The organism is Kaistella antarctica (genome assembly GCF_900109615.1).
GTDB classification, from domain to species: domain Bacteria; phylum Bacteroidota; class Bacteroidia; order Flavobacteriales; family Weeksellaceae; genus Kaistella; species Kaistella antarctica.
The window spans coordinates 393,569-419,316 of record NZ_FOIX01000004.1 but is presented as its reverse complement, the minus strand read 5'-3'; the positions used below and the strand labels follow the sequence as shown (position 1 = coordinate 419,316).

Here is a 25,748-nt window from a genome sequence, read left to right as displayed (position 1 = left end):
GGACAGCCCGGCTTTTTTTGTTTTGGCCAATGCGCTGGCAAAAAAGATTGCCCAAAAAATATTAAAATTTTGTCAAAGTTCAGATCTTTGACAAAGTAAATTTTACTTGATCGTGGTCGATAATTCCAGCATTGCTTCAATCGGTTTCAAAGCTTTCAAGCGCAATTCTTCATCCATTAAAATTTCTGGTAATTCATACTTCATACACAAGTATAATTTTTCCAGCGTGTTTCTCTTCATGTAAAAACATTCGGAGCAATTGCAAGATTCATCGAAAACCAAGGCGGGAATTAACTTTTTATGAGGTGCGCGTTTTTGCATTTCGTGCAAAATTCCTTCTTCAGTCGCCACTATAAATTTTTGAGCGTCATCTTTCTCTACAAAATTTAAAAGTCCAGACGTAGATCCCACATAATGCGCCAGATCCAAAACAGCCGCTTCACTTTCGGGATGCGCGATGAGTTTTGCCTGAGGATTGGCTGCCAGTTGCTGAGCGATTCTTTCCATAGAGAAGGCTTCATGAACGATACAGGTTCCGTCCCAAAGAATCATATCTCGTCCGGTTTTCTTCATCAAATAAGCTCCTAAATTTTTGTCCGGTGCAAAGATAATCGGACGGTCTTCTGGCAGAGATCGAATAATTGTTTCGGCGTTGGAACTGGTCACGATAATATCAGATTCTGCTTTTGTTTCGGCGTTACAGTTGATGTAGGTCGCAATTAAAGCGCCTGGATGTTTCGCACGCATTGCCCGCAAACCTTCGCCACTACAACCGTCTGCCAAGGAGCAGCCAGCTTGAGTATCCGGAAGAACTACTTTTTTCGAAGGATTCAAAATCTTCGCAGCTTCTGCCATAAAATGAACGCCACAAAAAGCGATCATATCAGCATCTGTATCTTTTGCAGCCCGTGCCAGTTGTAGGGAATCGCCTAAATAATCTGCGATATCCTGAATGGCTGGTGGCTGATAATAATGCGCCAAAATAACGGCATTTTTTTCTTTTTTCAAATCAAGAATGGCCTGAACCAAAGCTTCGCCTTGAGGAATGATGAGGTCATCTATTTTCAAAAACCCTCTTACGGGAAGGTTCGATTTTGCTTTATCGAATTTTTCTGTGCTCATGTTTTAAAAATCTTTAGGATTGGGATGTTTAAAGGTATAATTAAAATCTCGAATCAGTTTCTCGGAAGAAATGACTCTCTGTTTTTGGTCGCTCGTATTTTCAACCTTTAAATTGAGAACTTCGGCAATAGAAGGATGTTCGGGCGCCACGATGTTATAAGTTTCAGCCTGAATTTCTGACTTGAGGAACAAATCAACAATCGGCAGAATGTCTTCATAATGAATATAGTTCGTTAGTTTTCCTGGGTTTTCTGGCGTTCTGTTTTTAAACATATTCTGGAGAGAACGGTCATCGCCCATCAAACCGCCGAACCGCAGAATATTTGTTTGCGGATAAGATTTTCTGACCAAGTTTTCTGAAGTTAGAATATCCGTTCTTAAATTATCGGTATCGTCTTCCGTGAAAATATGATCTTCCTGCGGATAAACTCCGGTTGAGCTAAAAAGGATGGTTTTCGGAAATTCGAGTTTTAGCTTTTCAAAGCCTTGATGCCAAGTATTACGGGAAATCGGCATGCTGAAGATAGCGACATCCACCATTTCTAAAAAACTAAAATCAATCGTTGAGCTAAAATCTAACAAATGAACTTCAGAGGCCACGTTTTGCAAAGGAATTATTTTCTCCGGTGAAGTGGTTGTAGCGATTACATGATGGTCTAAATTTCGTAAATATTTGGACAATTTTTCACCGACCCAACCGCAACCGATAATGGCAACTCTCATGGTTTTAAAAAATTTTGAATTAAAGTTTCTATTTCTATTTGTGCAGCTTCTAGTTGATCGTTCACTACAATTTCGTCGAAGTCATTTTTAAAGGAAATTTCTTCCGTCGCTTTCGCCACGCGAGTGTGAATCGTTTCCAAATCATCAGTTCCTCGGGCAATTAATCGCAATTCTAAAGCAGCCACAGATGGCGGCATAATAAAAATCGATAAAGCCTGATCGCCGAAATATTTTTTTAAAGCAATTCCACCCTGAACATCAACATCGAATATGACTACTTTTCCGGCGGCCCAGATTCGGTCGACCTCGGATTTTAAGGTTCCGTAATATTTATCTGTATACACTTCTTCATATTCAACAAAGCCGTCTTTTGAAATCTTTTCACGAAATTCTTCAGGCGAGATAAAGTGATAATCAATTCCATGCACTTCCGCTCCACGTGCTTTTCTGGTCGTACATGAAATCGAAAATTCCAGTTCAGTGAAATGTTCCAAACAATGTTTAACCAAAGTGGTTTTTCCACTTCCGGAAGGCGCTGAGAATATGATAACTTTTTGCATAAAATGATAGTTGATTGATGATGGTTTATAATTGATGACAAATACAATTAATGATTAATAATCAACCATTAATTATAAAACGTTCAATGTTTGTTCCTTCACTTTTTCCAAGTCGTCTTTCATCATCACGACCAGTTTTTGAATTTCGGCGTGATTGGCTTTAGAACCCAAAGTATTGATTTCCCGACCAATTTCCTGAGAGATAAAGCCAAGTTTTTTGCCATTAAAGTCTTCGTTGACCATCACTTCCAAATAATATTTTAAATGTTGCGTCAGTCGAACTTTCTCTTCTGCAATATCTAATTTCTCAGTATAATAGGCCATTTCCTGATAGAAACGGGTTTCATCAATTTGATCAAATTCGTTTAGCGATTTGCGATAGCGGTCTTTCACACCTTCCATTCGCACTTCTTCGTAAGGTTCTACCTGAGTTAAGTAGGACTCAATTTTTTTAATGTTACGGCTCAGTTCCTGTTGCAGAATTTCTCCTTCAGTACGTCTGAAATTTTCAAACTTAGTGATGGTTTCTTCCAGCAATTCGATTAAGAAAATCCATTCATTTTCATCGAGTTCATCACTTTTTGTAGAAATCGCGTCTGGCATTCTAATCGCCATTTTCAGATATTCGAAGTCAGGACCGTCGCCAGAAACTTTTTTCAGTTCCTGCATATAAGCGGTTACCAAATCATGATTTATTGCCACGTCACTCGCATTGTTAAGCGATTCGAAATTCACATAACAATCTACTTTGCCACGCAAAACTCGATCATTCAGCAGTTTGCGAATCTCAAATTCTTTTTCTTTGTATCGTAAAGGAATTTTGATGTTCAAATCAAATGATTTGCTGTTGAGAGATTTAATATCGATGGTTAATTTCTTGCCGTCGAAAACTCCTTCGCTTCTTCCGAAGCCGGTCATAGATAAAATCATGTATTTGCTTTATCTCACAAAGATAATTATTTAAAAACTTTTAGGCTTAAAAAAGCAAGAGTATAATTTTCGCTAATTACAGAAAGGATTATTTTATATATTTGCACTTAATAAAAGATTTAGAAATATGCTTAAATCGCTTTTCCATTGGAAAGTTTTAGTAAATATACTTTTAGCGGGTGCCGTTTTCGTTGGTGCGCTCTGGTTGACTTTTCGTTGGTTAGAAATGCATACGAATCACGGAAAAGAAATTGCAGTACCCAATGTGATGAATAAATCGGTCCACGATGCCATCAAGATTTTAGATGATTCAGGCTTGGGTTATGAAGTCGACAGCGGTAAATACGAGCCGAAATTCAAACCTTTTCAAGTTTTACAAATCTACCCTTCACCAGGTTCTCGAGTGAAAGATGGAAGAACAATAGTTTTACGCGTAAATCCAAGAACGTATGCGCAAGTTTCCGTTCCGGATGTTTTAGATCGATATAAAGGTTTAGCTTTTAGACAACTCGAGCAAGTTGGGTTGAAAGTTGGTGATACCATTTTTGAACCGAGTATCCAACGTGATGCCGTTTTGCGAATGATGTTTAATGGTGCCACCCTGAGACCTGGAGCTTTGTTGCCTAGATTCTCCACCATCGATTTGGTAATTGGCGCCGGACCTAGAAGAAATATCAGCGTACCGAATCTTGTCGGCTTAACCGTTCAGGAAGCAAAATTAATTATCGCTCAAAACCTATTTGAGATTGGTTTGGTGGAGCATGAAGATGGCGGTGCGGATCAATCAGATATCGTTTATTACCAAGATCCAGCAGCCTTTGATGTTCGGGATCAAGGAATGCAGATTGACATTTGGGCCAGTAAAAAGACACCAGCCGAAATGGGTGGGAAAATCTCACAACTCAATTCGATTTATCGCATAAAAATGGATTACAGTGTTCCAGATCAATCCTACTATGAAGATGAGCCGCCGGTTTACAGACAGCCAGCTCCAAGTCGTAGAGAACCCCTAGAAGAAGTACCAAGACCGGTAACTCCATCTGTTGAAACTCCAAAACCAGAAGTAAAAAAGCAGGAAACGCCGAAGACGCCGACTGAGCAAAAAGCAAAACCCGTGGAAACGAAACCAAAACCGACTACGGTAACGCCGAAAACAACTCCTACTAAGACCGAAGAAAAGCCAAAAGCTAAAAGGGTCATTGTTGAGTAGTTTTTAAAGAACAAAAATCTAAAGCTTCAACCGAAATGTTGGAGCTTTATCTTTCAAAAATAGAATGGCAGACGAACACGATAATTTTTCAGAAGAAGAGCTTCTACAACAAGAATCTCACGAATCTCACGACTCAACTGAATCTGAGTCGGAGGAGCTTTTTGAACATTTTTTTATTAAAGTAGATAAAGGTCAGGAACTGCTGCGGATCGACAAGTATCTGCTTAATTTCCGCCAGAATTCTACGCGTAATAAAATCTCGCAAACCTGTCGAGCTGGCAATGTTGTCGTGAATGGCGCTCCCGTGAAACAGAATTATCGCGTAAAACCTGGTGACGAAATTTCGGTGTTGCTCACAAAACCGCCCAGACAAAATCTCATCATTCCGCAAGATATTCCAATTAACATCGTTTATGAAGATGACGATGTGGTGGTCGTTGATAAAGAAGCTGGCATGGTTGTTCATCCTGGTCATGGCAATTACGATGGAACTTTAATCAACGCTTTGGCTTTTCACTTCGAAAAAAACGGACAGAAATCAGACTTAGATCGCGTAGGTTTGGTGCATCGAATTGATAAAGATACCTCCGGGCTACTGGTCGTTGCGAAAAACGAATATGCTTTAAGTTATCTGGCCAAGCAATTTTTTGACCGAGAAACCAAGAGATTATACTGGGCTTTTGCTTGGGGAAATATAGAAGAGGAAGCTGGAACGATTCGTGGAAATATCGGCAGACATTTAAAAAACAGAATGCAGATGGCAGTTTTCGAAGATGAAAGTTTGGGTAAACATGCCGTAACGCATTACAAAGTCATCGAACGGTTGCGTTACATCACTTGGGTGGAATGCAGATTGGAAACGGGTCGAACCCATCAGATTCGCGCCCATTTTAAACATATCGGTCATACTTTATTTAATGATGAGCGCTATGAAGGAAATCAGATTTTAAAAGGGGTAAATATGCCGAAGTACAAGCAGTTTATTAAAAATGTTTTTGAAATATTACCTCGTCAGGCCTTGCATGCACATACCATTGGGTTTGTTCATCCAACCACCAAAAAAGAAATGTATTTTGAAAGTCCAATGCCGAAAGATATGGACGAAGCTATTAAAAAGTGGAGGAAATATTTAGAATCTTAGTTCAGTAAAAACTTTTTATCTTTGCTGAAAATTCACGCAACTCTAATTATGAGAAGAATATATACGTTATTTTTCGTGGTGGTCTTTCTCGGAAGCTATAAAAGCCAGGAAACACTTCCTTTTTACCAACAGTATTTACTCGATGGCGAATTTCTTTTTAACCCCGCGCTGTATGGAAGTACGGATGATGTGGTGTTGAATCTGAATTACCAGAAACAATTTTCTAATTTCGATCAATCTCCAAACGTTCAGTCGATTGGACTGCATGCCAATATTTTTGATCGGGTAGGAGCAGGCTTGTCTTTTTTCAGAGATCAAAACGGGCCGATTTCTTCTAACGGTATCTCAGCTGGAGCTTCGTATTTTATTCCCATTGATGATGACGGCGAGCGAAAAAGTCAGTTCTCTTTTGGGACCAATGTGAATTTCTATAATATGAACATCGACTTGGGGATGCTGAATCCACAGGAGCCAGGCGATCCGTTGCTAAGTGCTGAGTCCCTATTTTTAGTCTATGCAAATCTGGGAATGGCGGTAACGTATCGTAATTTTTTCGCTGGAGTTTCTGTCAATGATATTGCGATAACGAATGACATTCCTATTGTGAACGGGATTGAGCCAGAGCCGACTAAGTTTATTCTTCATACAGGATATAATTATTACGTGACTGAAGAATTTTATGTCACCCCTTCAGTGCTGGCGAATTTTAATACCAATTCCTCGAAACTAATCGATTTAAACTTAATGGCAACCTTTGCTGGAGAACAAAGTTCGTTCGCTGCCGGCGCAAGTTTAAGAACGGCCAGCAACAAGTTTGGCAATCAAAATTTAGGAATTTCTCCCGTCATAAAAGCTTCTGTAAATAACTTCTCCTTTGGTGCGACTTACAATTTTGGACTGTCAGATATTCAAGAATACGCCGGCAGCAGTTTTATGCTGAGTATCGGTTACCGGATTGAAAACTTTATCAATCAGCGAGGTTTTAGATATTAGTATTTTGGTGAATGGTGAATTGTGAATGGTGAATTTTGAATGCACTTCCTCACTCTTAACCTTGGCTCTTTTTACTTTTTCCTTGGCTCTTTACCTTGGCCTATTAAACCCAGCTTTTATTTAAAATGATTTACCTGCATATTCCTTTCTGCAAGCAAAAATGCAGTTACTGTAATTTCCATTTTTCGACTTCTTTAAAATATAAAGAAGAGATGGTTTCGGCCATTAAAAAAGAAATTGGTTTGCGTAAGGATGAACTGGAAAGCAAGACTTTAAAATCGCTTTATTTCGGCGGTGGTACGCCTTCTATTCTTAAAGTTGACGAACTTCAATCTATTTTAGATGAGGTTTTAAAACATTTTTCCTTTGACCCTAATATCGAAATTACGCTCGAAGCCAATCCTGATGATTTAGATAAAACTTTTTTAAAGGAACTATCAAAAACACCCTTCAACCGTTTATCCATTGGTACTCAGAGTTTTTTTGATGAAGATTTAAAATTGATGAACCGTGCTCACAATTCGGGTGAAGCGGAGAGTTCCATCAAAAGGGCTCAGGATTTTGGATTTGAAAATATCAGCATTGATTTAATTTACGGTTCGCCCAGTTCCAACTTCGAAATCTGGAAGGAGAATTTAGATAAAACAATTGAACTTCAAGTTCCACATGTTTCTTCTTATGCGTTAACCATTGAGCCTAAAACCATGTTAAACGCCTGGATTTCTCAAGGAAAAATTGCAGCTCCCAAGGAAGCAGAACAGCGTGAAGAGTTTTTCTATATGACTGATTTTTTAAAAGAGAAAGGTTTTGATCATTATGAAATTTCTAATTTTGGGAAGCCTGGTTTTCATTCGAAACACAATTCAGCCTACTGGAAAGCTCAGGAATATTTAGGCATTGGTCCTTCAGCACATTCCTACAATGGACGTAATGAGCGCAGTTGGAATATTGCCAATAATCAGTTGTATATCAATTCTTTAAATCAAAATTCTTTACCTAAAGAAACCGAAGTATTAGCTGAGAAAGAGCAGTTCAATGAAATGCTGATGATCGGTTTGCGTACCAGTTGGGGCGTCGACTTGGCTTCTTTAAAAGAGAAATTCAGTACCGAACTTCTGGAGTATTTTCACCAGGAAATCAAAACCAAACTCGAAGATGGATTATTAATTATTGAAAATAATCATTTAATGATTCCTGAAAAACACTGGTTTTTGGCAGATGGAATTGCGTCGGACTTGTTTATGGTTTAGGTCGTAGGTACTTGGAGAAAGGTCTTAGGTTTTAAATACGATCGCAACGCAACCGTAGCGTATAGGTTCTAAAGTCTAACTTCCCATTTCTAATATCTACCTTCTCACCACTAATTCGTATTTTTGCACAAATTCAGTCCTTTGAAAAATAAAAAACCTGATTTCAGCCACCTTTCTGCCAACCAACCTATTGGGATTTTCGATTCTGGCGTCGGCGGCTTAACCGTTGCGAAAGAGATTAAAAGATTGCTGCCCAACGAAGATTTAATTTATTTCGGCGATACGAAACACCTTCCCTACGGTGAAAAATCTCGAGAGGCTATTATTGGCTACTGTCTTAAAATCAGCGAATTTTTATTAGAGAAAAATTGCAAGGCGATTGTGATTGCCTGTAATTCTGCCACAGCCAATGCTTTAAAAGAAGTCTTGGAATTGGTCGATCATAAAATTCCCGTTATCGATGTTATTAATCCAGTAGCTGAGAAAGTGGCTTATGAGATTCACAATAACGTGGGAGTAATTGCGACCAAGGCGACGGTGAATTCGGGCCTTTACAAAAAATCAATACGAAAACATAACAAATTTATCAAGGTGGATGAATTGGCAACGCCGCTTCTCGTGCCGGCGATTGAAGAAGGTATCAGAAATCATCCGATTACAAATTCGATTATTTACCATTATCTGAGCAACAATAAATTAAAAAATATTGAAACTTTAATTTTGGGTTGTACGCACTATCCGCTTTTACTGAATGAAATCAAACAATATTATGGGAACCGCGTGCGAGTCATCGATTCGCCCACGATTGTGGCCAATCAACTCAAGATGATTTTGGAAAAACATCATTTACTCAATGAGCAAAAATCAAAATCTTCTTATCATTTCTACCTTTCAGATATTACAAAAAACTTTGAGAAAATCTCGAAGAAATTCTTTGGGAAAAGCATCGATCTGGAATTGAAAGTACTGTAAGTTTCTGTGAATTCTTCAAACCATCAAATACACAAAAGTTTTTATGATCAGACGAGGTTTTGAAAATTTAGAAGTAGCGGAAGATACTATTTACCTCGAAAACAAATGATGAGTTGCGAACTAACCTTGTCAAGGTTGGGAACCTTGACAAGGTTAAACAAAGACCTTCTCCTTAAAGAAATGTTCTACTTGATCAGTGATGACTTAAACAATAGCAGAAAACCAAAAACGATTCCGCGCTTTACTTAATTGTACCTTATTATAAAAGTGATCAAACTTAAAAAAAATAAGTTGACATTTTACCCATCAACTAATTCTATTAATATTAAGTCTATGATCTATCAGTCTATTATCTTTTCGTCTTCCGCCTCTTCGACTGCTTCTACAGTCTCTTCAACTTCTGGCTCATTCGGCTTCAAAAAAGAAAAACTAACATTTCCATATTTTCTGGTGTCGATAATATTCGGATGTTGCAGCTTAGTCCGGCTTTGATGTTCCAAAATAAAGACGCCATTTTCTTTCAGATAATTATTCTTTAAAACAAAAGAAATCAATTCCTCATATTTCGCGACTTCCATCTCAAAGGGCGGATCTGCCACGATAATCTCATAAGTTTTGCGATTTCTATTTTTCTTTAAATATTCAAAAACATCGCCGCGCTGTGCGTTCACTTGGGTATTCATTTCAAGTTCTGTCGCGGTAGCGTTGATGAAACCGGCATGGCGGGCATTCATTTCAATGGACGTCACATCTTTGCAACCTCGGGATGCGAACTCTAGGGAAATTGATCCAATTCCAGCGAACAGATCGAGCACCGAAATAGAGGTGTAATCAAATCGGTAGCGGTTTTCGATAATACTGAACAAAGCTTCTTTGGCAAAATCAGTCGTGGGTCTGACGTCGAAACTTTTCGGAGCGGAAATTCTTTTGGCTTTCCACTGGCCACTGATTATTCTGTACATGGTGTAGGTTTTAGGTGATGGATGCTAGGCTGTAGATTTTTATGCAGGAGAATAGAAAGGTTAAGCTCTTAATTGTCTTAATTGTCTTATTTTTATTCTTTTGGTCGATGAGTAATTGATTTTTGTGGTGAAGGCTTTTCTTAACAGTTTACCAACTTGGCTCTTTTTACTTTTTCCTTGGCTCTTATTTCCCTTATCTCCCTCATCTCCCATTCAAAAGAAAGTTCTTCCCCGGAATATTATCGTAAACGATTTTCAGATTCTTCACAAACTTCTTTAACTCTGAAATAAAGGTTTCATTTTCAGTTGTTTCTCCGTACACAAAAAACTGGGTGTCGCTGATTCCAAAGCCAATCTTGCTTAAAGTAAACATGATGAAATAGAGGAAATCAACTTCCGACGTCACATCTAAGTTATTATAAAGAATCACTTTCTTATGATCTAAGGCAAAAAACTCACATTGCTGATGGTAGAGATTGATATGAATTTCCTTTTGGTTTTTGGCTGAAATTTGATTTAAAAACTGTTCACCCGAAAAATTGAACTTCGTCGGAACGGCTAAATCCTTTATTTTTTGATAGGTCGATTTTGGAAAAGTATAATAAAACTGAACGCCAAATTTCTTATTCACCGACAGCATTAACTCCTCCGCATTGTCATCAACAGGAGCATTGTAGGCGATGAGGTCGTAGCCTAAATCGTGTTTCGTAAATCCTTCAGGCATCAAGGTAAAATGATTCAAAGCAGAAATAACCGAAATCTCCTTGTATTTCTTTTGGGTTAAAAGAGTCGCCATCTTTGCAGAAAGTTCATTTTCCGGAGATTCGTCCGTGACGAAAAAAGAGTTTTCCTCCGAAACAGTTTTGTTCTTGGAAATCTGATAATGTACGCCGTCTTTGGTAAAAAGTAATTTGAGTTGTTCCATGCTTTACAGGCGCAAATTTATTAAAATTAATCGGCTTTTAAAATTTTCTTATTTTTGACCACGTATGAGCAAAGTCATTCGCAGATCTCAGGGGTAATTCCTATTTTTACATTGGTATTTATTTAAGATTTTAAACCCAAAATAGAAATTTCTTTTACAACTAATTTTAAAGTTTATTCATTATGAAAAGAATCTTATTCGCCTTTGTACTATTAGTTTCAATAAGTATTTTTGCCCAGAAAATTCAAAACCAAACGGTAGACGCCGCTTGCGCTATGTGTCAATTCAAAATGAAAACGGACAAAGGTTGCGCCATGGCCGTAAAAATTGATAGTAAAGTCTACCTCGTTGAAGGCATCGATAAAAAAGAATTTGGCGAAATGCACTCCGCAAATGGCTATTGCAAAATAATGAAAAAAGCCCTCGTCAGCGGCGAAATCAAAAAAGGAAAATTCTACGCAACCAGTTTTAAGTATGTAGAGTAGTTTTAGGTAATAGGTAATAGGCAATAAGAAATAGTAAGCAGTGAATTTTTTAATTTTGCAACTAGCAACTATCAACTATCAACTATCAACTATCAACAATCAACTATCACCTATCACCTGAAATAAACCAAAACCGTCCCCGACTGATGGTGCAGTATTTCTTTATTTTGAAACTCAATATTGGTCTGACTTTCTAAAACGTCGTGTACCATTTGTTGTAAAACGCCATCGCCGATGCCGTGGATGATTTCCAGTTTCTTCAGATTGTTTTTCCGACAATAATCAATCGTGGTGATGAGTTTCTCTTTTTGGCGAAATAGTCTTTCGAACGAATTGTAATCGCTTGTGTTTTTTACGAGCTTTTCGAAATGCAAATCCAGCACAAAAGGTTTCTTATCATGCTTTTTTGAAATTGGTTTTGCCAATTCTTCTTTCCGCACCGTTTTTATTTGCTCATAAATTTCTGCTTGCTGCACTACCAATTCTGTGGCGTCGTATTCATAGGGAAAACCGTGCTCATCTTCAATGGTCACTTTTTTTCCTTTGATTGAAATGACTGTTCCTTTCAGTTGCTCATCAATTACTGATACTGAATCGCCTATTTTCATGCTCTGTCTTATGTGGCGAAAATAAGGAATTTGAAAGAAGTTGTGCTACATATTCCCACGGTTTAAATTCTAAATACCAAAATAAATACCTAAGAAGCTTATTAAATACTATTATTTCGATTGTTACAGTCCACAAATTTTCAGACCGCAGTCCCACTTTCATCCATCAATCATCATTGGCAATCATCCATCACTCAACCTTCCCCCAACATTTCCTCCCCACCCTCAACCTCTTCCCAAAAATTTCCATAAATTTGAATTCTCTATTTATCTGAATTAAAAAACATCAATATACATTATGGATCCAATTTTTGACCTTATCGAACAGGAAAGACAAAGACAGACACACGGCATCGAACTCATCGCTTCTGAAAATTTTGTTTCAGACAATGTCATGAAAGCGGTCGGAAGTGTCTTGACCAATAAATATGCAGAAGGCTATCCCGGCAAAAGATATTACGGCGGTTGCGAAGTCGTAGATGAAGTCGAAACTTTAGCCATCGACCGCGCCAAAGAATTATTTGGAGTAGATTACGCCAACGTTCAGCCCCATTCAGGATCGCAAGCCAATGCAGCAATTTATCTATCTATTTTAAAGCCAGGTGATAAGATCTTAGGCCTGGATTTATCGATGGGCGGACATTTAACCCACGGTTCTTTCGTCAACTTTTCGGGGATTCAGTACGATGCCAATTTCTATGGCGTGGATCGTGAAAGTGGCCTCATTGATTATGAAGCGATGCGTCAAAAAGCTTTGGAAGTAAAACCTAAAATGTTAATCGCTGGTTATTCTGCTTATTCAAGAGATATCGATTTTAAAAAGTTTCGTGAGGTGGCTGATGAAGTTGGAGCCACCCTATGGGCAGATATTGCACATCCAGCAGGATTAATTGCCAAAGGTTTATTAAGCTCTCCTTTTGAGCATTGCCACGTTGTTTCTACCACCACTCATAAAACTTTGCGTGGACCAAGAGGTGGACTTATTATGATGGGTAAAGATTTCGAAAATACCTACGGTCACAAAACACTGAAAGGAGAAATTAAAATGATGAGTCAAGTGCTCAATGGTTCTGTCTTCCCAGGAATTCAAGGTGGACCACTAGAGCATGTCATTGCTGGAAAAGCCGTTGCTTTTGCTGAAGCTATTGATCAAAAATTTGAAGTCTATGCCAAGCAAGTGATTGCCAATGCCCGTGCTTTAGCCAAAGCCATGATGACCCAAGGATTTGATATCGTCAGTGGTGGCACCGATAATCACTTAATGTTGGTTGATCTTCGCAACAAAAATGTCAATGGTAAAGAAACCGAAAAAGCCTTAGTCAAAGCCGATATCACGTGCAACAAAAACATGGTTCCCTTTGACGACAAATCTGCCTTCACCACTTCAGGTATTCGTCTAGGCACTGCCGCCATCACCACTAGAGGTTTAAAAGAAGCTGACATGGAAGTTCTTGCTGGCTTAATCAATGATGTCGTCGTTAACATTAATGATGATAGCAAATTAACTGCAGTCCGCAAAAAAGTCAATCAAATGATGGAAGGAAAAGCGTTGTTTAATTATTAAAGGTTCGACAATAAATAATATTTAAAACTTTAAAAAATGGGCTTTATCAGCCCGTTTTTTTTGTTCTGCTAATTTTGAAATGAACTTATTTAAGCGCAAAATTATTGTAAAATTGAATTAGAAGTTATTTATATCAAAGATGAATTTATAACCTAATAAAAACGAATTTCAAAGTGACCTTGACTTAGGAGTTATTTGCGTTAAGAAAAAAGTAAATTTCTTCCAACCAAAAACTTCAACCAGCAAACATAAAAATTCCTTTTGTCCGAAGCGCGGCAAAACTTTATAATCAAAGTGATACTTTCATTTCCGCGCTAGTTTAGGGAACCTAACGAAGTGGTTCGACGAGCGCAGCGACTCAATTTTGTCAGAAGAAATTTTCTTTTTTTAGCAAAACGACGAAGGAGTTTCGCTGATTCAGCTGAAACCCATAAAAGGAGATGAAGCAAATAAATCCAGTCTTGACCTTTTTGTTACTTTTTGTGTCAAGACAAAAAGTAATTAAGAAAAAAATATCAGAGTTTATTTTAAGGATGAGACTCTTCCTTCGTCAGAATTACAAACTCCGCAGCCAATGAAAGAAACATCAAGGCAAAAGTAATTAAGAAAGAAAAATTAAATTTTATTTTAAAGATGAGATTCTTCCTTCGTCAGAATGACAACTCAGCAGGCAATGAAAGAAACATCAATCAAAACTGACTTAGGAGTTATTTGCGTTAAGAAAAAAGTAAATTTCTTCCAACCAAACCATTCAACTAGCAATTATAAAAATTCCTTTTGTCCGAAGCGCGGCAAAACTTCATAATCGAAGCGAAACTTTCATTTCCGCGCAAGTTTAGGAATTTTCTTAGAAGAAATTTTCTTTTTTTAGTAAATAAATCCAGTCTTGATCTTTTGTTACTTTTGCATCAAGGCAAAAGTAATTAAGAAAGAAAAATCGACTTTAATTTAAAAGATGAGATTCTTCCTTCGTCAGAATGACAACTTCCGTAGCCAATGAAAGAGACATCAAGGCAAAAGTAATTAAGAAAGAAAAATCGAATTTTATTTTAAAGATGAGATTCTTCCTTCGTCAGAATGACAACCTACGCAGCCATTGACAGAAACGTCAATCAAAACTGACTTAGGAGTTATTTGCGTTAAGAAAAAAGTAAATTTCTTCCAACCAAGCATTTCAACTAGCAAACATAAAAATTCCTTTTGTCCGAAGCGCGGCAAAACTTCATAATCGAAGCGAAACTTTCATTTCCGCGCAAGTTTAGGAATTTTATCAGATGAAATTTTCTTTTTTTAGCAAATAAATCCAGTCTTGATCTTTTGTTACTTTTGCATCAAGGCAAAAGTAAAAGATAAAAGAAATAATTTATTTAGAGACACCAGCCTTTTATAGAAAACATGACATTAATTGAATTTTTTTAAATTCGTACTCTTAATATATTTCACCCATCATAAATTACCAAGTCGTGGATCAAAAAAAATCCTATACCTTTCTCGAAATCAAACAAAAGATGGCCAATTACTGCGTCTATCAAGACCGCTGCCATAAAGAGGTCGAACAGAAGATGTGGGATTTCTTATTGATTCCGGAAGCCAAAGACGAAATTCTTCTATTCTTAATGAAGGAAAATTACCTCAATGAAGAACGATTTACCCGAAGCTATATCCGCGGAAAATTCTACATGAAATCGTGGGGACGAAATAAAATAAGAAATCACTTAAAATTTAAAGAAGTTCCCGAGAAATTGATTAATAGATGTTTTGACGAAATTGATGACCAAGATTATCACAAAACCCTCTCCAAACTTTACCACAACTACATTTCAAAAATCAAGGGTTTACAGCTTTATCAGAAAAATTCCAAAACCATCAAATATTTATTGTCCAAGGGATTTGAATATGAAGAAATCACCCAAGTCATCACAGACACTGCAGAAGAGCGAGAATGAATTAGGTTTAAGAGTTAATGAGTAATGAAAAATGAGTAATGGGTAATAATGGGGCGATTTCTTATTATCGACGGTTAATACTCAGCAAACAATGGTTAATTTCGGTCAACCTATTAAAAATTCATAGGAGGTTTTATAAGAAATAAATGGATGCAAAAATAAACAGTAAAAGGTCAGAATTAAGTAGAAAGCAAGTTTGTTGGCAAAAATGACGAATAAATAAATGTCTACATAGCACTTCCAATAAATCTCTATAACTTAAATATACTTACATTTCTCATTTCTCATTTCTCATTTCTCATTACTCATTACTCATTACTCATCACTTATCTTTTATCATCCATCATCCATCATCCAGGATCCATCACCCATCATCCATCACCCATCACCCAGCCCACAAACACACTACTTTCAAAACTATAGGGTATAATTGAAATAATTTTAAGTAATTTGCACAATAATCTTTTTAAACTAAAGATTCATAACTGTCGATTATAAATTAGATGAAGAAAATTAATACATTTATCGCCATTTTCCTTTTAACAATGGTGAATAGTCAGGAAGTGAGATACGGGGTAACTGGTAATTTCCATCAGGGATCTATATTGGGAGTTCATGATGTTTCGAAAGGAAAATTTGGTGCCTCTATTGGTGCACTTGCTGAATTTACACTCGCGGAAGGCGATATTTCCGGCACAGGTTGGCTTTTTCTGGTGCCACAAGTAGAGTACAGTATGCAGGGCGAACATGCCAAAGCGGAACAAAATAAGTTTGGTGTTCAGAAGTTTAACCACGATTATGTTGCCGCACAACTATACCTAAAGTATTTCTTCAAACGCAATTATGATATCTCTAACTTCTTTTTATTTGCTGGACCACGCGTAGAGTTTTTGGTGCGCGAAGATCGCCAGGTAGATCCAGCTTACGATTTAGTGTATTATAAATATAATATGGATAGCACTTTAAATGATTTTGGTATTGGTGTTTCGGTAGGAGTTGGAGCGAAAGTTGGCGAAAACTTAGAAGGCTTTTTAAGATATGACCGCGGCTTTACCAAAGTCTATCCCGATAATACCATGCGTAATACCTATAACCATCAATTAGCAGTTGGGGTCAACTATTATTTTAATAGTTTCTAGTACAAAATCGGGGGACTATATTGATGTCAAATCATTATTTAGTAAACCCGTATCAAACATCATGAGAAATAAAATTCTTCTACTCATTTTTATATCGCTTGCTTTTCTAGCCTGTAAACCAAAGGCCAATGTTGTTTACTTATCCAACAATAACTTTGAACAGGAAGTCTCCCAAGCCAAATACCTAGGTCTTCATATTCAGGAAGGGGATCGTTTGCAGATTTTAGTTTCCGCTTTTGACGAAATTGCGGTTCGCCCTTTTAATATACCCAGCATGGCCCGAACTGGTTCAGCTGGCGATAATAGTACAAGTTCAAATAACATTTCCACCGCCGTTCCCAGTGATTATCTTGTTAATTCAGACGGCACCATCATCTTCCCAGTCTTAGGAAGTATTTATTGCAAAGGGATGACGAAAGTGCAACTGAAAAAGGAAATCGAAAGCCGTTTAATGCGATACTTGACGGACCCTATGGTTACCGTCACCCTTGCGAATTTTAATTTTAGCGTCTTGGGAGAAGTTAAAAGTCCAGGTCAAAAAACAAGTACGACCGAAAGATTAAATCTCTTTCAAGCCTTAGCCTTAGCCGGAGATACCACCTACGATGGCAATAAAACCAGTGTCAAACTGATACGCTATTCCGACGAACAGGGTAAAGATAAAGTAGTTTCTTTGGACTTATCAGAAGCTTCTATTGTCAATTCTCCCTACTATTACCTCCAACAGAATGATATTCTGTATGTAGAGCCCGACCGTAATAAGCAAGTTGGCGTCAATACCAATTCCAATGTGGATCAATGGATTAAATATGGCGGAGTAGGCTTAGGCTTATTGACCTTAATTTTTACCTTAACCCGAAAATAAGCCTGCATGGAACTGTTAGAAAATTCAGTGCCGGTGAAGAGGGCACAACCCGTCAACCTCAAAAAAGAAATCGGTAGATACCTCAAGAAATGGCCTTGGTTTTTATTGAGTTTGGCTTTGTTTTATACTGCTGCCAGAATTTATTTGCGCTATGCAGAACCGCAATATTTTACCAAAACTTCCCTAAAACTACAGGAATCCAAAAGTACCAATTCCGCCGCCCTCAGTGATTTAAAAAATCTTGGCGTTGGCGTTAGTGGTGATAATGAATTGCAGGGCGAGACTCAAATCATCGTCTCAAAGCCAATCTTAGGAGCGGTGGCCAAAAAATTAAATTTAGACGTTAGCTTCTATAGTGTCGGTACGATAAAAGAAGTCGAACTGTATGCTGACTCTCCATTAACGGGAAAGATCATCGAAGTTTTCAACTCAGATCGATTTTCCTCTGCAACGTATATTATCAATCCAACTGGTAATAATTCTTATACTTTAGAAAACTCAAAAACGGTCCATCGTTTTGGACTTCCAGCTAAATTCCCTTTTGGTACCGTACAGATTGATGCTAAACCGGGATTGACCCTAAAATCTCCAGTCAAGGTGGTTTTTCGTTCTATAGGTAGCGTGGTTGCAGGCTTAGAGAGTCGGATCAAGGTAAGCTTGCCTCCAGAAAAAGGTTTGCTCATGGATCTGTCTTTAGTTGGTCCCGTGCCAAAAAAATCGGAGAATATCCTTGATGAACTGTCGAAACAATATCTCATCGATGGCGTGAATGATAAAAATTTAGAAGCGCAGAACACTCAGAACTTTATCAATGAGCGTTTAGAAATTATTACAGATGACCTCTCGGGCATTGAAGGCGAGAAAGAACGATTCAAACGCACCAATCAAATAACCAATCTTGAAGCGCAAGCCAGTATATCATTGGCTAACGCTGACGAAAATACCAAAACCATTCTTAAACAATCGATGCAGTTAAATTTGGTGAATTCCGTGCTGGCCACTAGCGCAACCGATCAGTTATTGCCAAGTGGCATGGGTTTGCCGACTGGCGCTGAAACAGCCATTGCCGAATACAATAGCTTAATGCTAACTCGAAACCGGGTTCTGAAACAAGCGACCGGGGAAAACCCTGCCGTCATTGAAATGAACAAACAGATTGCGTCTTTGAAGAACTTAATCCGTAAAAATCTACTGGAATCCCGAGAAACCCTTCAACTACAAGTTGCCCAAGCAACGGGGCAGTTGAATGTAGCCAAGGGAAATATCAGCAAGTTTCCCACGCAGGAAAAAATGTTCCGAAGTATTGATCGTCAACAGACACTCAAAGAACAACTCTATTTATACCTACTCCAAAAACGCGAAGAAAACGCTATTACTTTGGCTGTTACAGCGCCCAAAGCAAAAATTATTAATCCAGCCTACACCACAGGTGTTGTAAAACCCAACAAAGATCAAGTCATTTACGGCGCTTTGGCTGCTGGTTTTTTATTGCCCTTAATTTTCTTTATTGGCTGGCAAACCTTAGATACCAAAGTACATACGAAACAGCATATTCTTTCTCAGGTTCCAGAGGCTTCAGTCTTGGCTGAAATTCCAGTAAATCAGGATCAGACTCCCTTGATACAGTCTAGCGATTTTTCCGTCTTTGCCGAATCCTTTCGCATTTTAAGTTCCAACCTTAAATACCTGCTCAAAGCCAAAGAAGTTGTCCATGGAGGAGTGATATTAGTCACTTCCTCTGTAAAAGGCGAAGGTAAGACTACCATCTCCATGAATACTGCCTTAACCTTAGCGGGGAAAAATAAAGTCATTATTGTTGGCGCAGATATTCGCAACGCACAGTTGCATCGTTTTGTGACGGGAAAAAATATTGGTTTAACCGATTATTTAATTTCTGATGACACTTTGCCAGATTCTTTTATTATTCCTTCTCAGATCAATCCAAATTTAGACGTTATGTTTGGGGGTCAACTTGCACCTAACCCAAATGATCTACTCGATATGCAAAAGTTCGATGATCTTATCGCCTACTTGAAAACCAAGTATGAATATATCGTTTTAGATTCTGCTCCCGTGATGCTGGTCAGTGATACCTTACATTTAGTCGAAAACGCCGACGTGGTGTTATACGTTGTAAAATCCGACGTTACTGAAAAAGAAATGATCGATTTCGCCGCTGGCTTCCAACAGGAAAACGGCATCAAAACCATGACCTTCATTCTCAACGGCGTCAAACCCGAAAACACCCGCTACGGCAAAAAATACGGCTACGGATACTACTCCTACACCCACGACGAAAAACCCAAATGGTGGAAACGCTTCGTTTGATCAAATAAGTAGATAATCCTACCTCGCACCAGAGACCAGGTACCATATACCATGCACTATGCACCACACTCAGTACACCCTTTACCTGTTACCAGGCGCCTTTTCCCTTGCACCCAACAACTCTCACCTTGCACTACACTTGTGACCTTGCAACTTGCACAACCCGGTGATTGAGCCTGTCGAAATCACATTTGCTAAGCATAATCTCCCGTCACTTTCCACCTCGGTGATTGCGCCTGTCGAAATCACCTGAGCCAACCTTAATCACCCGTCATTTTCCTCCTCGGTGATTGAGCCTATCGAAATCACCTCAGCTAATCTTAATCACCTGTCACTTTCACCTCGGTGATTGAGCCTGTCTCCTGTAACCTTTCACCTAGCAACTTGCAACCCGGTGATTGAGCCTGTCGAAATCACATCAGCTAATCTTAATCACCAATCACTTTTCACCTCGGTGATTGAGCCTGTCGAAATCACAATTTGCCAACCTTAATCACCCATCACTTTCCACCTCGGTGATTGAGCCTGTCTGCTGTAACCTCTCACCTAGCAACTTGCAACCCGGTGATTGAGCCTGTCGAAATCACCTCAGCTAATCTTAATCATCCATCACTTTTCACCTCGGTGATTGAGCCTATCGAAATCACATCAGCTAATCTTAATAACCCATCACTTTCCACCTCGGTGATTGAGCCTGTCTCTTGTAACCTCTCACCTAGCAACTTGCAACCCGGTGATTGAGCCTGTCTAAATTACCTCAGCTAATCTTAATCACCCGTCATTTTCCTCCTCGGTGATTGAGCCTGTCTATATCACATCAGCTAATCTTAATAACCCATCACTTTCCACCTCGGTGATTGAGCCTGTCTCCTGTAACCTTTCACCTAGCAACTTGCAACCCGGTGATTGAGCCTGTCGAAATCACATCAGCTAATCTTAACCACCTGTCACTTTCCACCTCGTTGATTAAGCCTGTCTCCCGTAACCTTTCACCTAGCAACTTGCAACCCGGTGATTGAGCATGTCGAAATCACAACTGCCAACCTTAATCACCCGTCACTTTTCACCTCGGTGATTGTGCCTATCGAAATCACCATCGAATCGACCCAGTCACCCACAATACCACCTGTCAAAAAAGAAATCCAACTCGACTTAGGAGCCTTTTGCGTAAAGAAAAATGGTTATTTCTTCCCAACCGAATTCATCAACTTGCAACGCTTAAAAATCCCCAGTGTTTGAAGCGCGGCCAAAATCGATAATCGAAGCGTAATCTATATTTCCGCGCAAGTTTGGGGATTTTCTAAGAAGAAATTACCATTTTTTAGCAAAATGATCCAGTCTTGATTTTTTGGTTCTTTTGCATCAAGGCAAAAGAACTTCAATATAACCGTGATTTCGACAGGCTCAATCACCATCTCTAGGCTCAATCACCATCTCCATTCTCAATCGCCGAGACATCTACTATCTAAAAGAAATTATCCGACTTAGGAGCATTTTGCGTAAAGAAAAATGGTGATTTCTTCGCACTATCTTTCTCAACTTGCAACATCCATAAATCCCCACTGTTTGAGTGGCGGCAAAAACAGATATTCTTATAACCACTTTGCATTTCCGCCCGAAACCTAACGTAGTGGTTCGACGACCGCAGGGAGTCAATTCTGGGGATTTTTTAAGAAGAAATCACCATTTTTCAGCAAAATGATCCAGTCTTGATTTTTTGGTTCTTTTGCATCAAGGCAAAAGAACTTAGATAAAAGAACTTCAATATAACCGTGATTTCGACAGGCTCAATCACCATCTCTAGGCTCAATCACCATCTCCAGTCTCAATCGCCGAGACATCTACTATCTAAAAGAAATTATTCGACTTAGGAGCCTTTTGCGTTAAAAAAAATGACTATTTCTTCCCAACCGAATTCATCAACTAGCAACGTCTAAAAATCCCCATTGTTTGAGTGGCGGCAAAAACAGTATTCTTATAACCACTTTCCATTTCCGCCCGAAACCTAACGTAGTGGTTCGACGACCTCAGGGAGTCAATTCGGGGGATTTTCTCAGAAGAAATAACCATTTTTTAGCGAAAGGATCCAGTCTTGATTTTTTGGTTCTTTTGCATCAAGGCAAAAGAACTTAATTTAATAAACTACACATAGTTGTACCATACTAAAAATATACCTGATATCAGTAACCTTCATTAAAGACAACTTTAAAGAAATTTCGATTAATCTCTACTTCCCTCACATTCCAATAAAAGATAAGCAAGCACTCAAAACAACAATTCAAAAGATTTTACAAAAAAGAAAAACGATGGCGTTAACTTTCCTTACTTTTGCACCAATAAAAAAGAACAGCGAAAGCTAATCTTTTTTTGAATAATTATAAAAAGCTAGAGGAAACAACTGAAGTGATTAAACCATCCCTTTCGAACGAAGATGTTCTTCTAACCTCACAATTAAAATATAAAAAATGAACAAAATATTAATAACCGGCGGCGCAGGCTTTATCGGCTCCAACCTCTGCGACCACTTCATCGACAAAGGCGACCACGTCACAGTCTTAGATAATTTTGCCATCGGCTTCAAACATAACATCGACCACCTGATCAATCATCCCAACTTCAATCTGATCGAAGGAGATATTCGCGATTTAGAAACCTGTCATCAAGCCTGTCACGGACAAGACTATATATTGCACCAAGCGGCTTTGGGATCCGTTCCACGATCCATTAATGATCCTATTACCAGCAATGATGTTAATGTCGGGGGCTTTTTAAACATGCTTGTCGCTGCACGCGATGCCAAGGTCAAACGATTCATTTATGCTGCCAGCTCCTCAACCTATGGAGATTCAGCAGCCTTGCCAAAAGTAGAAGAGGTCATCGGAAAACCGCTATCACCCTATGCCATTACCAAATACGTTAATGAACTGTATGCCGACGTCTTCAGTAAAACGTACGGGTTGGAATGTATCGGTTTGCGGTATTTCAACGTCTTCGGCCGACGACAAACGCCCAATGGAGCCTACGCCGCCGTCATTCCGAAATTCGTCATTCAGTTAATGAATCATGAGAGCCCTATTATCAATGGAACGGGTGATTACTCTCGCGATTTCACCTATATCGACAATGTCCTTCAAATGAACGAAAAGGCAATGCTCTCTGATAATATCGATGCCATCAATACCGTTTACAATACGGCCGTAGGGGACCGAACCACCCTTAATCTCCTCGTAGCATACCTTAAAGAATACCTTTCCGATTACGATCCCGAAATAAAAAATATCGAAATCATTCACGGCCCTCAACGATCGGGCGATATTCCTCATTCCTTAGCTTCCATCGATAAGGCAAAAAATCTTTTAAACTACAAACCCTCCCACGACATCAAAAAAGGCCTCCAAGAAGCCGTCGAATGGTACTGGGCAAATTTGAAATAACTTCTTGCCGAATACTTGATAATCCTGGTGGCTGAGCTTGATGATCCTGGTGGCTGAGCTTGTCGAAGCTACATGCTTCAAGAAAATCTGCTTCATTTTCCCCAACCCTAACTTCGACATGCTCAGCATAAAAAAGGGAGTGAATCAGATTTTTTTGAAGTGAGCTAAATAATTAAATATATTTATATGACTTAGGAGCCTTTTGCGTTAAAAAAAATGATTATTTCTTCCCAGCCAAATTTATCAACTTGCCACTCCGAAAAATCCCCAGTGTTTGAAGCGCGGCCAAAATAACGAATCGAAGAAATAATTTATTATTCCGCCCGAGTCTCGTCTTGAGGACGAGATAAATAATTGGAGATTTTCTCAGAAGAAATTACCATTTTTTAGCAAAATGATCCAGTCTTGACCTTTTTGTTACTTTTTGTGTTAAGACAAAAAGTAAAATATAAAAAAAAGTCTTGCTAATAGTGATTTCGACAGGCTCAATCACCATCGCCAATCTCAATCACCATCAACAGACTCAATTACCATCGACAGACTCAATCACCAAGGCATCTATTATCTAAAAGAAATTATTCGACTTAGGAGCCTTTTGCGTTAAGAAAAATGGATATTTCTTCCCAGCCAAATTTATCACCTAGCAACGCTTAAAAATCCCCACTGTTTGAGTGGCGGCAAAGATAGTTGTTCTTCGAAGTAATCTCCAATTCCGCCCGAGTTCTGGGGATTTTCTTAGAAGAAATAACCATTTTTTAGCAAAAGGATCCAGTCTTGATTTTTTGGTTCTTTTGCATCAAGGCAAAAGAACTTAAAAGAATACAAGCATTTCATTTGTACCCGTGATTTCGACAGGCTCAATCACCATCTCCATCCTCAAGCACCATCTCCATCCTCAATCACCCAGCTTCATTTATCAAAAAAGAAATCACTTTTGACTTAGGAGCCTTTCGCGTTAAGAAAAATGATTATTTCTTCCCAGCCAAATTTATCAACTTGCAACGCCTAAAAATCCCCACTGTCTGAGTGGCGGCAATAATTGTTATTCTCAGAAACAACCTATAATTCCGCCCGAGTTTTGGGGGTTTTCTTAGAAGAAATTACCATTTTTTAGCGAAAGGATCCAGTCTTGATTTTTTGGTTCTTTTGCATCAAGGCAAAAGAACTTACGCAAAATCAAAGACTTTCATTTATAACCGTGATTTCGACAAGCTCAATCACCATCTCCATCCTCAATCACCATCCCCAGGCTTAATCACCATCGACGGATTCAATCACTGAGACATCAAATATCTAAAAGAAATTCCACTCGACTTAGGAGCCTTTTGCGTTAAGAAAAATGGTTATTTCTTCCCAACCCACTATACCAACTTGCAACGCTTAAAAATCCCCACTGTTTGAGTGGCGGCAAAGATAGTTGTTCTTCGAAGTAATCTCCAATTCCGCCCGAGTTCTGGGGATTTTCTCAGAAGAAATAACCATTTTTTAGCAAAAGGATCCAGTCTTGATTTTTTGGTTCTTTTGCATCAAGGCAAAAGAACTTAAAAGAATACAAGCATTTCATTTGTACCCGTGATTTCGACAGGCTCAATCACCATCTCCATCCTCAAGCACCATCTCCAGACTCAATCAACCAGCTTCATTTATCAAAAAAGAAATCACTTTTGACCTAGGAGCCTTTTGCGCTAAGAAAAAATGATTATTTCTTCCCAGCCAAATTTATCAACTTGCAACGCCTAAAAATCCCACTGTTTGAGTGGCGGCAAAAACAGATATTCTTATGACCACTTTCCATTTCCGCCCGAGTTTTGGGGATTTTCTCAGAAGAAATAACTATTTTTTAGCAAAAGGATCCAGTCTTGATTTTTTGGTTCTTTTGCATCAAGGCAAAAGAACTTAAGCACAATAAAAGAATTTCATTTCTACCCGTGATTTCGACAAGCTCAATCACCATCTCCATTCTCAATCACCATCTCCAGGCTCAATCACCCAGTTTCATTTATCAAAAAATAAATCACTTTTGACTTAGGAGCATTTTGCGTTCAGAAAAATGGTTATTTCTTCCTAACCATAGTTGCCAACTAGCGACTCCTAAAAATCCCCACTGTTTGAGTGGCGGCAAAAACAGATATTCTTATAACCACTTTCCATTTCCGCCCGAGTTTTGGGGATTTTCTCGGAAGAAATAATCATTTTTTAGCAAAATGATCCAGTCTTGATTTTTTGGTTCTTTTGCATCAAGGCAAAAGAACTTAAACACAATAAAAGAATATTATATGCAACCGTGATTTCGACAGGCTCAATCACCATCTCCACTGCCAATAATCAATTTCAATCACCAACGACAAGCTCGCTTTGGAAATTAAAGTGAAAGTACCTATTGACTTAGGAGCATTTTGCGTTAAAAAAAAATCTGCTTCATATTCCCCAAACCTAGAGGGAGTGAATCAGATTTTTTTTGAAGTGAGCTAAATAATTAAATATATTTATATGACTTAGGAGTCTTTTGCGTTAAAAAAAATGATTATTTCTTCCCAACCAAATTTATCAACTAGCAACGCCTAAAAATCCCCAGTGTTTGAAGCGCGGCA

General features: G+C 38.5%; 19 protein-coding genes. 12 read left to right on the top strand and 7 right to left on the bottom strand.

Annotated features, from left to right (window positions below; all coding sequences use genetic code 11):
- Positions 1–102: 102 nt before the first annotated feature.
- The 4 genes from nadA to BMX49_RS13465 form a co-directional block, all read right to left on the bottom strand.
- Positions 103–1,122 carry a quinolinate synthase NadA gene (nadA, locus tag BMX49_RS13480; RefSeq protein ID WP_034719259.1) on the bottom strand — a complete coding sequence of 340 codons (1,020 nt, stop codon included), beginning with the start codon at positions 1,120–1,122 and terminating at the stop codon, positions 103–105.
- A 3-nt stretch (positions 1,123–1,125) separates the two neighbouring features.
- Positions 1,126–1,845 carry a Rossmann-fold NAD(P)-binding domain-containing protein gene (locus BMX49_RS13475; protein WP_034719260.1) on the bottom strand — a complete coding sequence of 240 codons (720 nt, stop codon included), beginning with the start codon at positions 1,843–1,845 and terminating at the stop codon, positions 1,126–1,128.
- Positions 1,842–2,405 (bottom strand): guanylate kinase, encoded by a 564-nt coding sequence (gmk, locus tag BMX49_RS13470; protein WP_034719261.1) that lies wholly within the window; start codon positions 2,403–2,405, stop codon positions 1,842–1,844. The genes BMX49_RS13475 and gmk overlap by 4 nt, the downstream gene beginning before the upstream one ends.
- A 72-nt stretch (positions 2,406–2,477) precedes the next feature.
- Positions 2,478–3,335 (bottom strand): YicC family protein, encoded by an 858-nt coding sequence (locus BMX49_RS13465; RefSeq protein WP_034719263.1) that lies wholly within the window; start codon positions 3,333–3,335, stop codon positions 2,478–2,480.
- A 127-nt stretch (positions 3,336–3,462) separates the two neighbouring features.
- On the opposite strand from BMX49_RS13465, the gene BMX49_RS13460 reads away from it, so the two are divergent.
- From BMX49_RS13460 to murI, 5 genes are all read left to right on the top strand, one after another.
- Positions 3,463–4,545 (top strand): PASTA domain-containing protein, encoded by a 1,083-nt coding sequence (locus tag BMX49_RS13460; protein WP_034719266.1) that lies wholly within the window; start codon positions 3,463–3,465, stop codon positions 4,543–4,545.
- Positions 4,546–4,609: 64 nt separating this feature from the next.
- Positions 4,610–5,686, top strand: a complete 1,077-nt coding sequence (locus tag BMX49_RS13455) for an RluA family pseudouridine synthase (RefSeq protein ID WP_034719268.1) — start codon at positions 4,610–4,612, stop codon at positions 5,684–5,686.
- Between the two features lie 48 nt (positions 5,687–5,734).
- Positions 5,735–6,679: a PorP/SprF family type IX secretion system membrane protein gene (locus BMX49_RS13450; protein WP_126337153.1), complete on the top strand. Its 945-nt coding sequence runs from the start codon at positions 5,735–5,737 to the stop codon at positions 6,677–6,679.
- Between the two features lie 125 nt (positions 6,680–6,804).
- Positions 6,805–7,929: a radical SAM family heme chaperone HemW gene (gene hemW, locus BMX49_RS13445; protein WP_074726741.1), complete on the top strand. Its 1,125-nt coding sequence runs from the start codon at positions 6,805–6,807 to the stop codon at positions 7,927–7,929.
- A gap of 141 nt (positions 7,930–8,070) precedes the next feature.
- Entirely contained in the window at positions 8,071–8,901 is an 831-nt protein-coding gene (murI, locus tag BMX49_RS13440; protein WP_034719270.1) for a glutamate racemase, read from the top strand.
- Positions 8,902–9,242: 341 nt separating this feature from the next.
- Here the strand turns inward: murI and BMX49_RS13435 are convergent, their stop codons facing one another.
- Entirely contained in the window at positions 9,243–9,863 is a 621-nt protein-coding gene (locus BMX49_RS13435) for an RsmD family RNA methyltransferase (RefSeq protein ID WP_034719272.1), read from the bottom strand.
- Positions 9,864–10,065: 202 nt separating this feature from the next.
- Positions 10,066–10,788 (bottom strand): DUF3822 family protein, encoded by a 723-nt coding sequence (locus BMX49_RS13430; RefSeq protein ID WP_034719275.1) that lies wholly within the window; start codon positions 10,786–10,788, stop codon positions 10,066–10,068.
- Between the two features lie 182 nt (positions 10,789–10,970).
- Here BMX49_RS13430 and BMX49_RS13425 point away from each other — a divergent pair, with 182 nt between their 5' ends.
- The gene (locus tag BMX49_RS13425; RefSeq protein WP_034719277.1) at positions 10,971–11,273 is read left to right on the top strand and encodes a DUF6370 family protein; all 303 of its coding nucleotides are present in this window, start codon (positions 10,971–10,973) and stop codon (positions 11,271–11,273) included.
- 113 nt (positions 11,274–11,386) lie between these two features.
- Here BMX49_RS13425 and BMX49_RS13420 read toward each other — a convergent pair whose 3' ends face one another.
- Positions 11,387–11,881 (bottom strand): DUF8465 domain-containing protein, encoded by a 495-nt coding sequence (locus tag BMX49_RS13420; RefSeq protein ID WP_034719279.1) that lies wholly within the window; start codon positions 11,879–11,881, stop codon positions 11,387–11,389.
- Positions 11,882–12,176: 295 nt separating this feature from the next.
- On the opposite strand from BMX49_RS13420, the gene glyA reads away from it, so the two are divergent.
- The 6 genes from glyA to BMX49_RS13390 all read left to right on the top strand — a co-directional run bounded on the left by glyA (position 12,177) and on the right by BMX49_RS13390 (position 23,157).
- The gene (gene glyA / locus BMX49_RS13415; protein WP_311316297.1) at positions 12,177–13,445 is read left to right on the top strand and encodes a serine hydroxymethyltransferase; all 1,269 of its coding nucleotides are present in this window, start codon (positions 12,177–12,179) and stop codon (positions 13,443–13,445) included.
- 1,508 nt (positions 13,446–14,953) lie between these two features.
- Complete coding sequence (locus BMX49_RS13410) at positions 14,954–15,391, top strand: regulatory protein RecX (protein ID WP_034721245.1); 438 nt, start codon at positions 14,954–14,956, stop codon at positions 15,389–15,391.
- Between the two features lie 503 nt (positions 15,392–15,894).
- Positions 15,895–16,530 (top strand): outer membrane beta-barrel protein, encoded by a 636-nt coding sequence (locus BMX49_RS13405; protein ID WP_034719283.1) that lies wholly within the window; start codon positions 15,895–15,897, stop codon positions 16,528–16,530.
- 61 nt (positions 16,531–16,591) lie between these two features.
- Positions 16,592–17,395 (top strand): polysaccharide biosynthesis/export family protein, encoded by an 804-nt coding sequence (locus BMX49_RS13400; protein ID WP_034719284.1) that lies wholly within the window; start codon positions 16,592–16,594, stop codon positions 17,393–17,395.
- 6 nt (positions 17,396–17,401) lie between these two features.
- A complete protein-coding gene (locus BMX49_RS13395; RefSeq protein WP_034719286.1) occupies positions 17,402–19,723 on the top strand; it encodes a GumC family protein in 2,322 nt (773 codons plus the stop codon).
- Between the two features lie 2,465 nt (positions 19,724–22,188).
- Entirely contained in the window at positions 22,189–23,157 is a 969-nt protein-coding gene (locus BMX49_RS13390; protein WP_034719288.1) for an SDR family oxidoreductase, read from the top strand.
- The last annotated feature ends 2,591 nt before the right edge of the window (positions 23,158–25,748 follow it).

Bases quoted from the DNA above. Each gene is read 5' to 3' on its own strand.
- nadA (WP_034719259.1), bottom strand. From the start codon at position 1,122: ATGAGCACAGAAAAATTCGATAAAGCAAAATCGAACCTTCCCGTAAGA.
- BMX49_RS13475 (WP_034719260.1), bottom strand. From the start codon at position 1,845: ATGAGAGTTGCCATTATCGGTTGCGGTTGGGTCGGTGAAAAATTGTCC.
- gmk (WP_034719261.1), bottom strand. From the start codon at position 2,405: ATGCAAAAAGTTATCATATTCTCAGCGCCTTCCGGAAGTGGAAAAACC.
- BMX49_RS13465 (WP_034719263.1), bottom strand. From the start codon at position 3,335: ATGATTTTATCTATGACCGGCTTCGGAAGAAGCGAAGGAGTTTTCGAC.
- BMX49_RS13460 (WP_034719266.1), top strand. From the start codon at position 3,463: ATGCTTAAATCGCTTTTCCATTGGAAAGTTTTAGTAAATATACTTTTA.
- BMX49_RS13455 (WP_034719268.1), top strand. From the start codon at position 4,610: ATGGCAGACGAACACGATAATTTTTCAGAAGAAGAGCTTCTACAACAA.
- BMX49_RS13450 (WP_126337153.1), top strand. From the start codon at position 5,735: ATGAGAAGAATATATACGTTATTTTTCGTGGTGGTCTTTCTCGGAAGC.
- hemW (WP_074726741.1), top strand. From the start codon at position 6,805: ATGATTTACCTGCATATTCCTTTCTGCAAGCAAAAATGCAGTTACTGT.
- BMX49_RS13435 (WP_034719272.1), bottom strand. From the start codon at position 9,863: ATGTACAGAATAATCAGTGGCCAGTGGAAAGCCAAAAGAATTTCCGCT.
- BMX49_RS13430 (WP_034719275.1), bottom strand. From the start codon at position 10,788: ATGGAACAACTCAAATTACTTTTTACCAAAGACGGCGTACATTATCAG.
- BMX49_RS13425 (WP_034719277.1), top strand. From the start codon at position 10,971: ATGAAAAGAATCTTATTCGCCTTTGTACTATTAGTTTCAATAAGTATT.
- BMX49_RS13420 (WP_034719279.1), bottom strand. From the start codon at position 11,881: ATGAAAATAGGCGATTCAGTATCAGTAATTGATGAGCAACTGAAAGGA.
- BMX49_RS13410 (WP_034721245.1), top strand. From the start codon at position 14,954: ATGGCCAATTACTGCGTCTATCAAGACCGCTGCCATAAAGAGGTCGAA.
- BMX49_RS13405 (WP_034719283.1), top strand. From the start codon at position 15,895: ATGAAGAAAATTAATACATTTATCGCCATTTTCCTTTTAACAATGGTG.
- BMX49_RS13400 (WP_034719284.1), top strand. From the start codon at position 16,592: ATGAGAAATAAAATTCTTCTACTCATTTTTATATCGCTTGCTTTTCTA.
- BMX49_RS13395 (WP_034719286.1), top strand. From the start codon at position 17,402: ATGGAACTGTTAGAAAATTCAGTGCCGGTGAAGAGGGCACAACCCGTC.
- BMX49_RS13390 (WP_034719288.1), top strand. From the start codon at position 22,189: ATGAACAAAATATTAATAACCGGCGGCGCAGGCTTTATCGGCTCCAAC.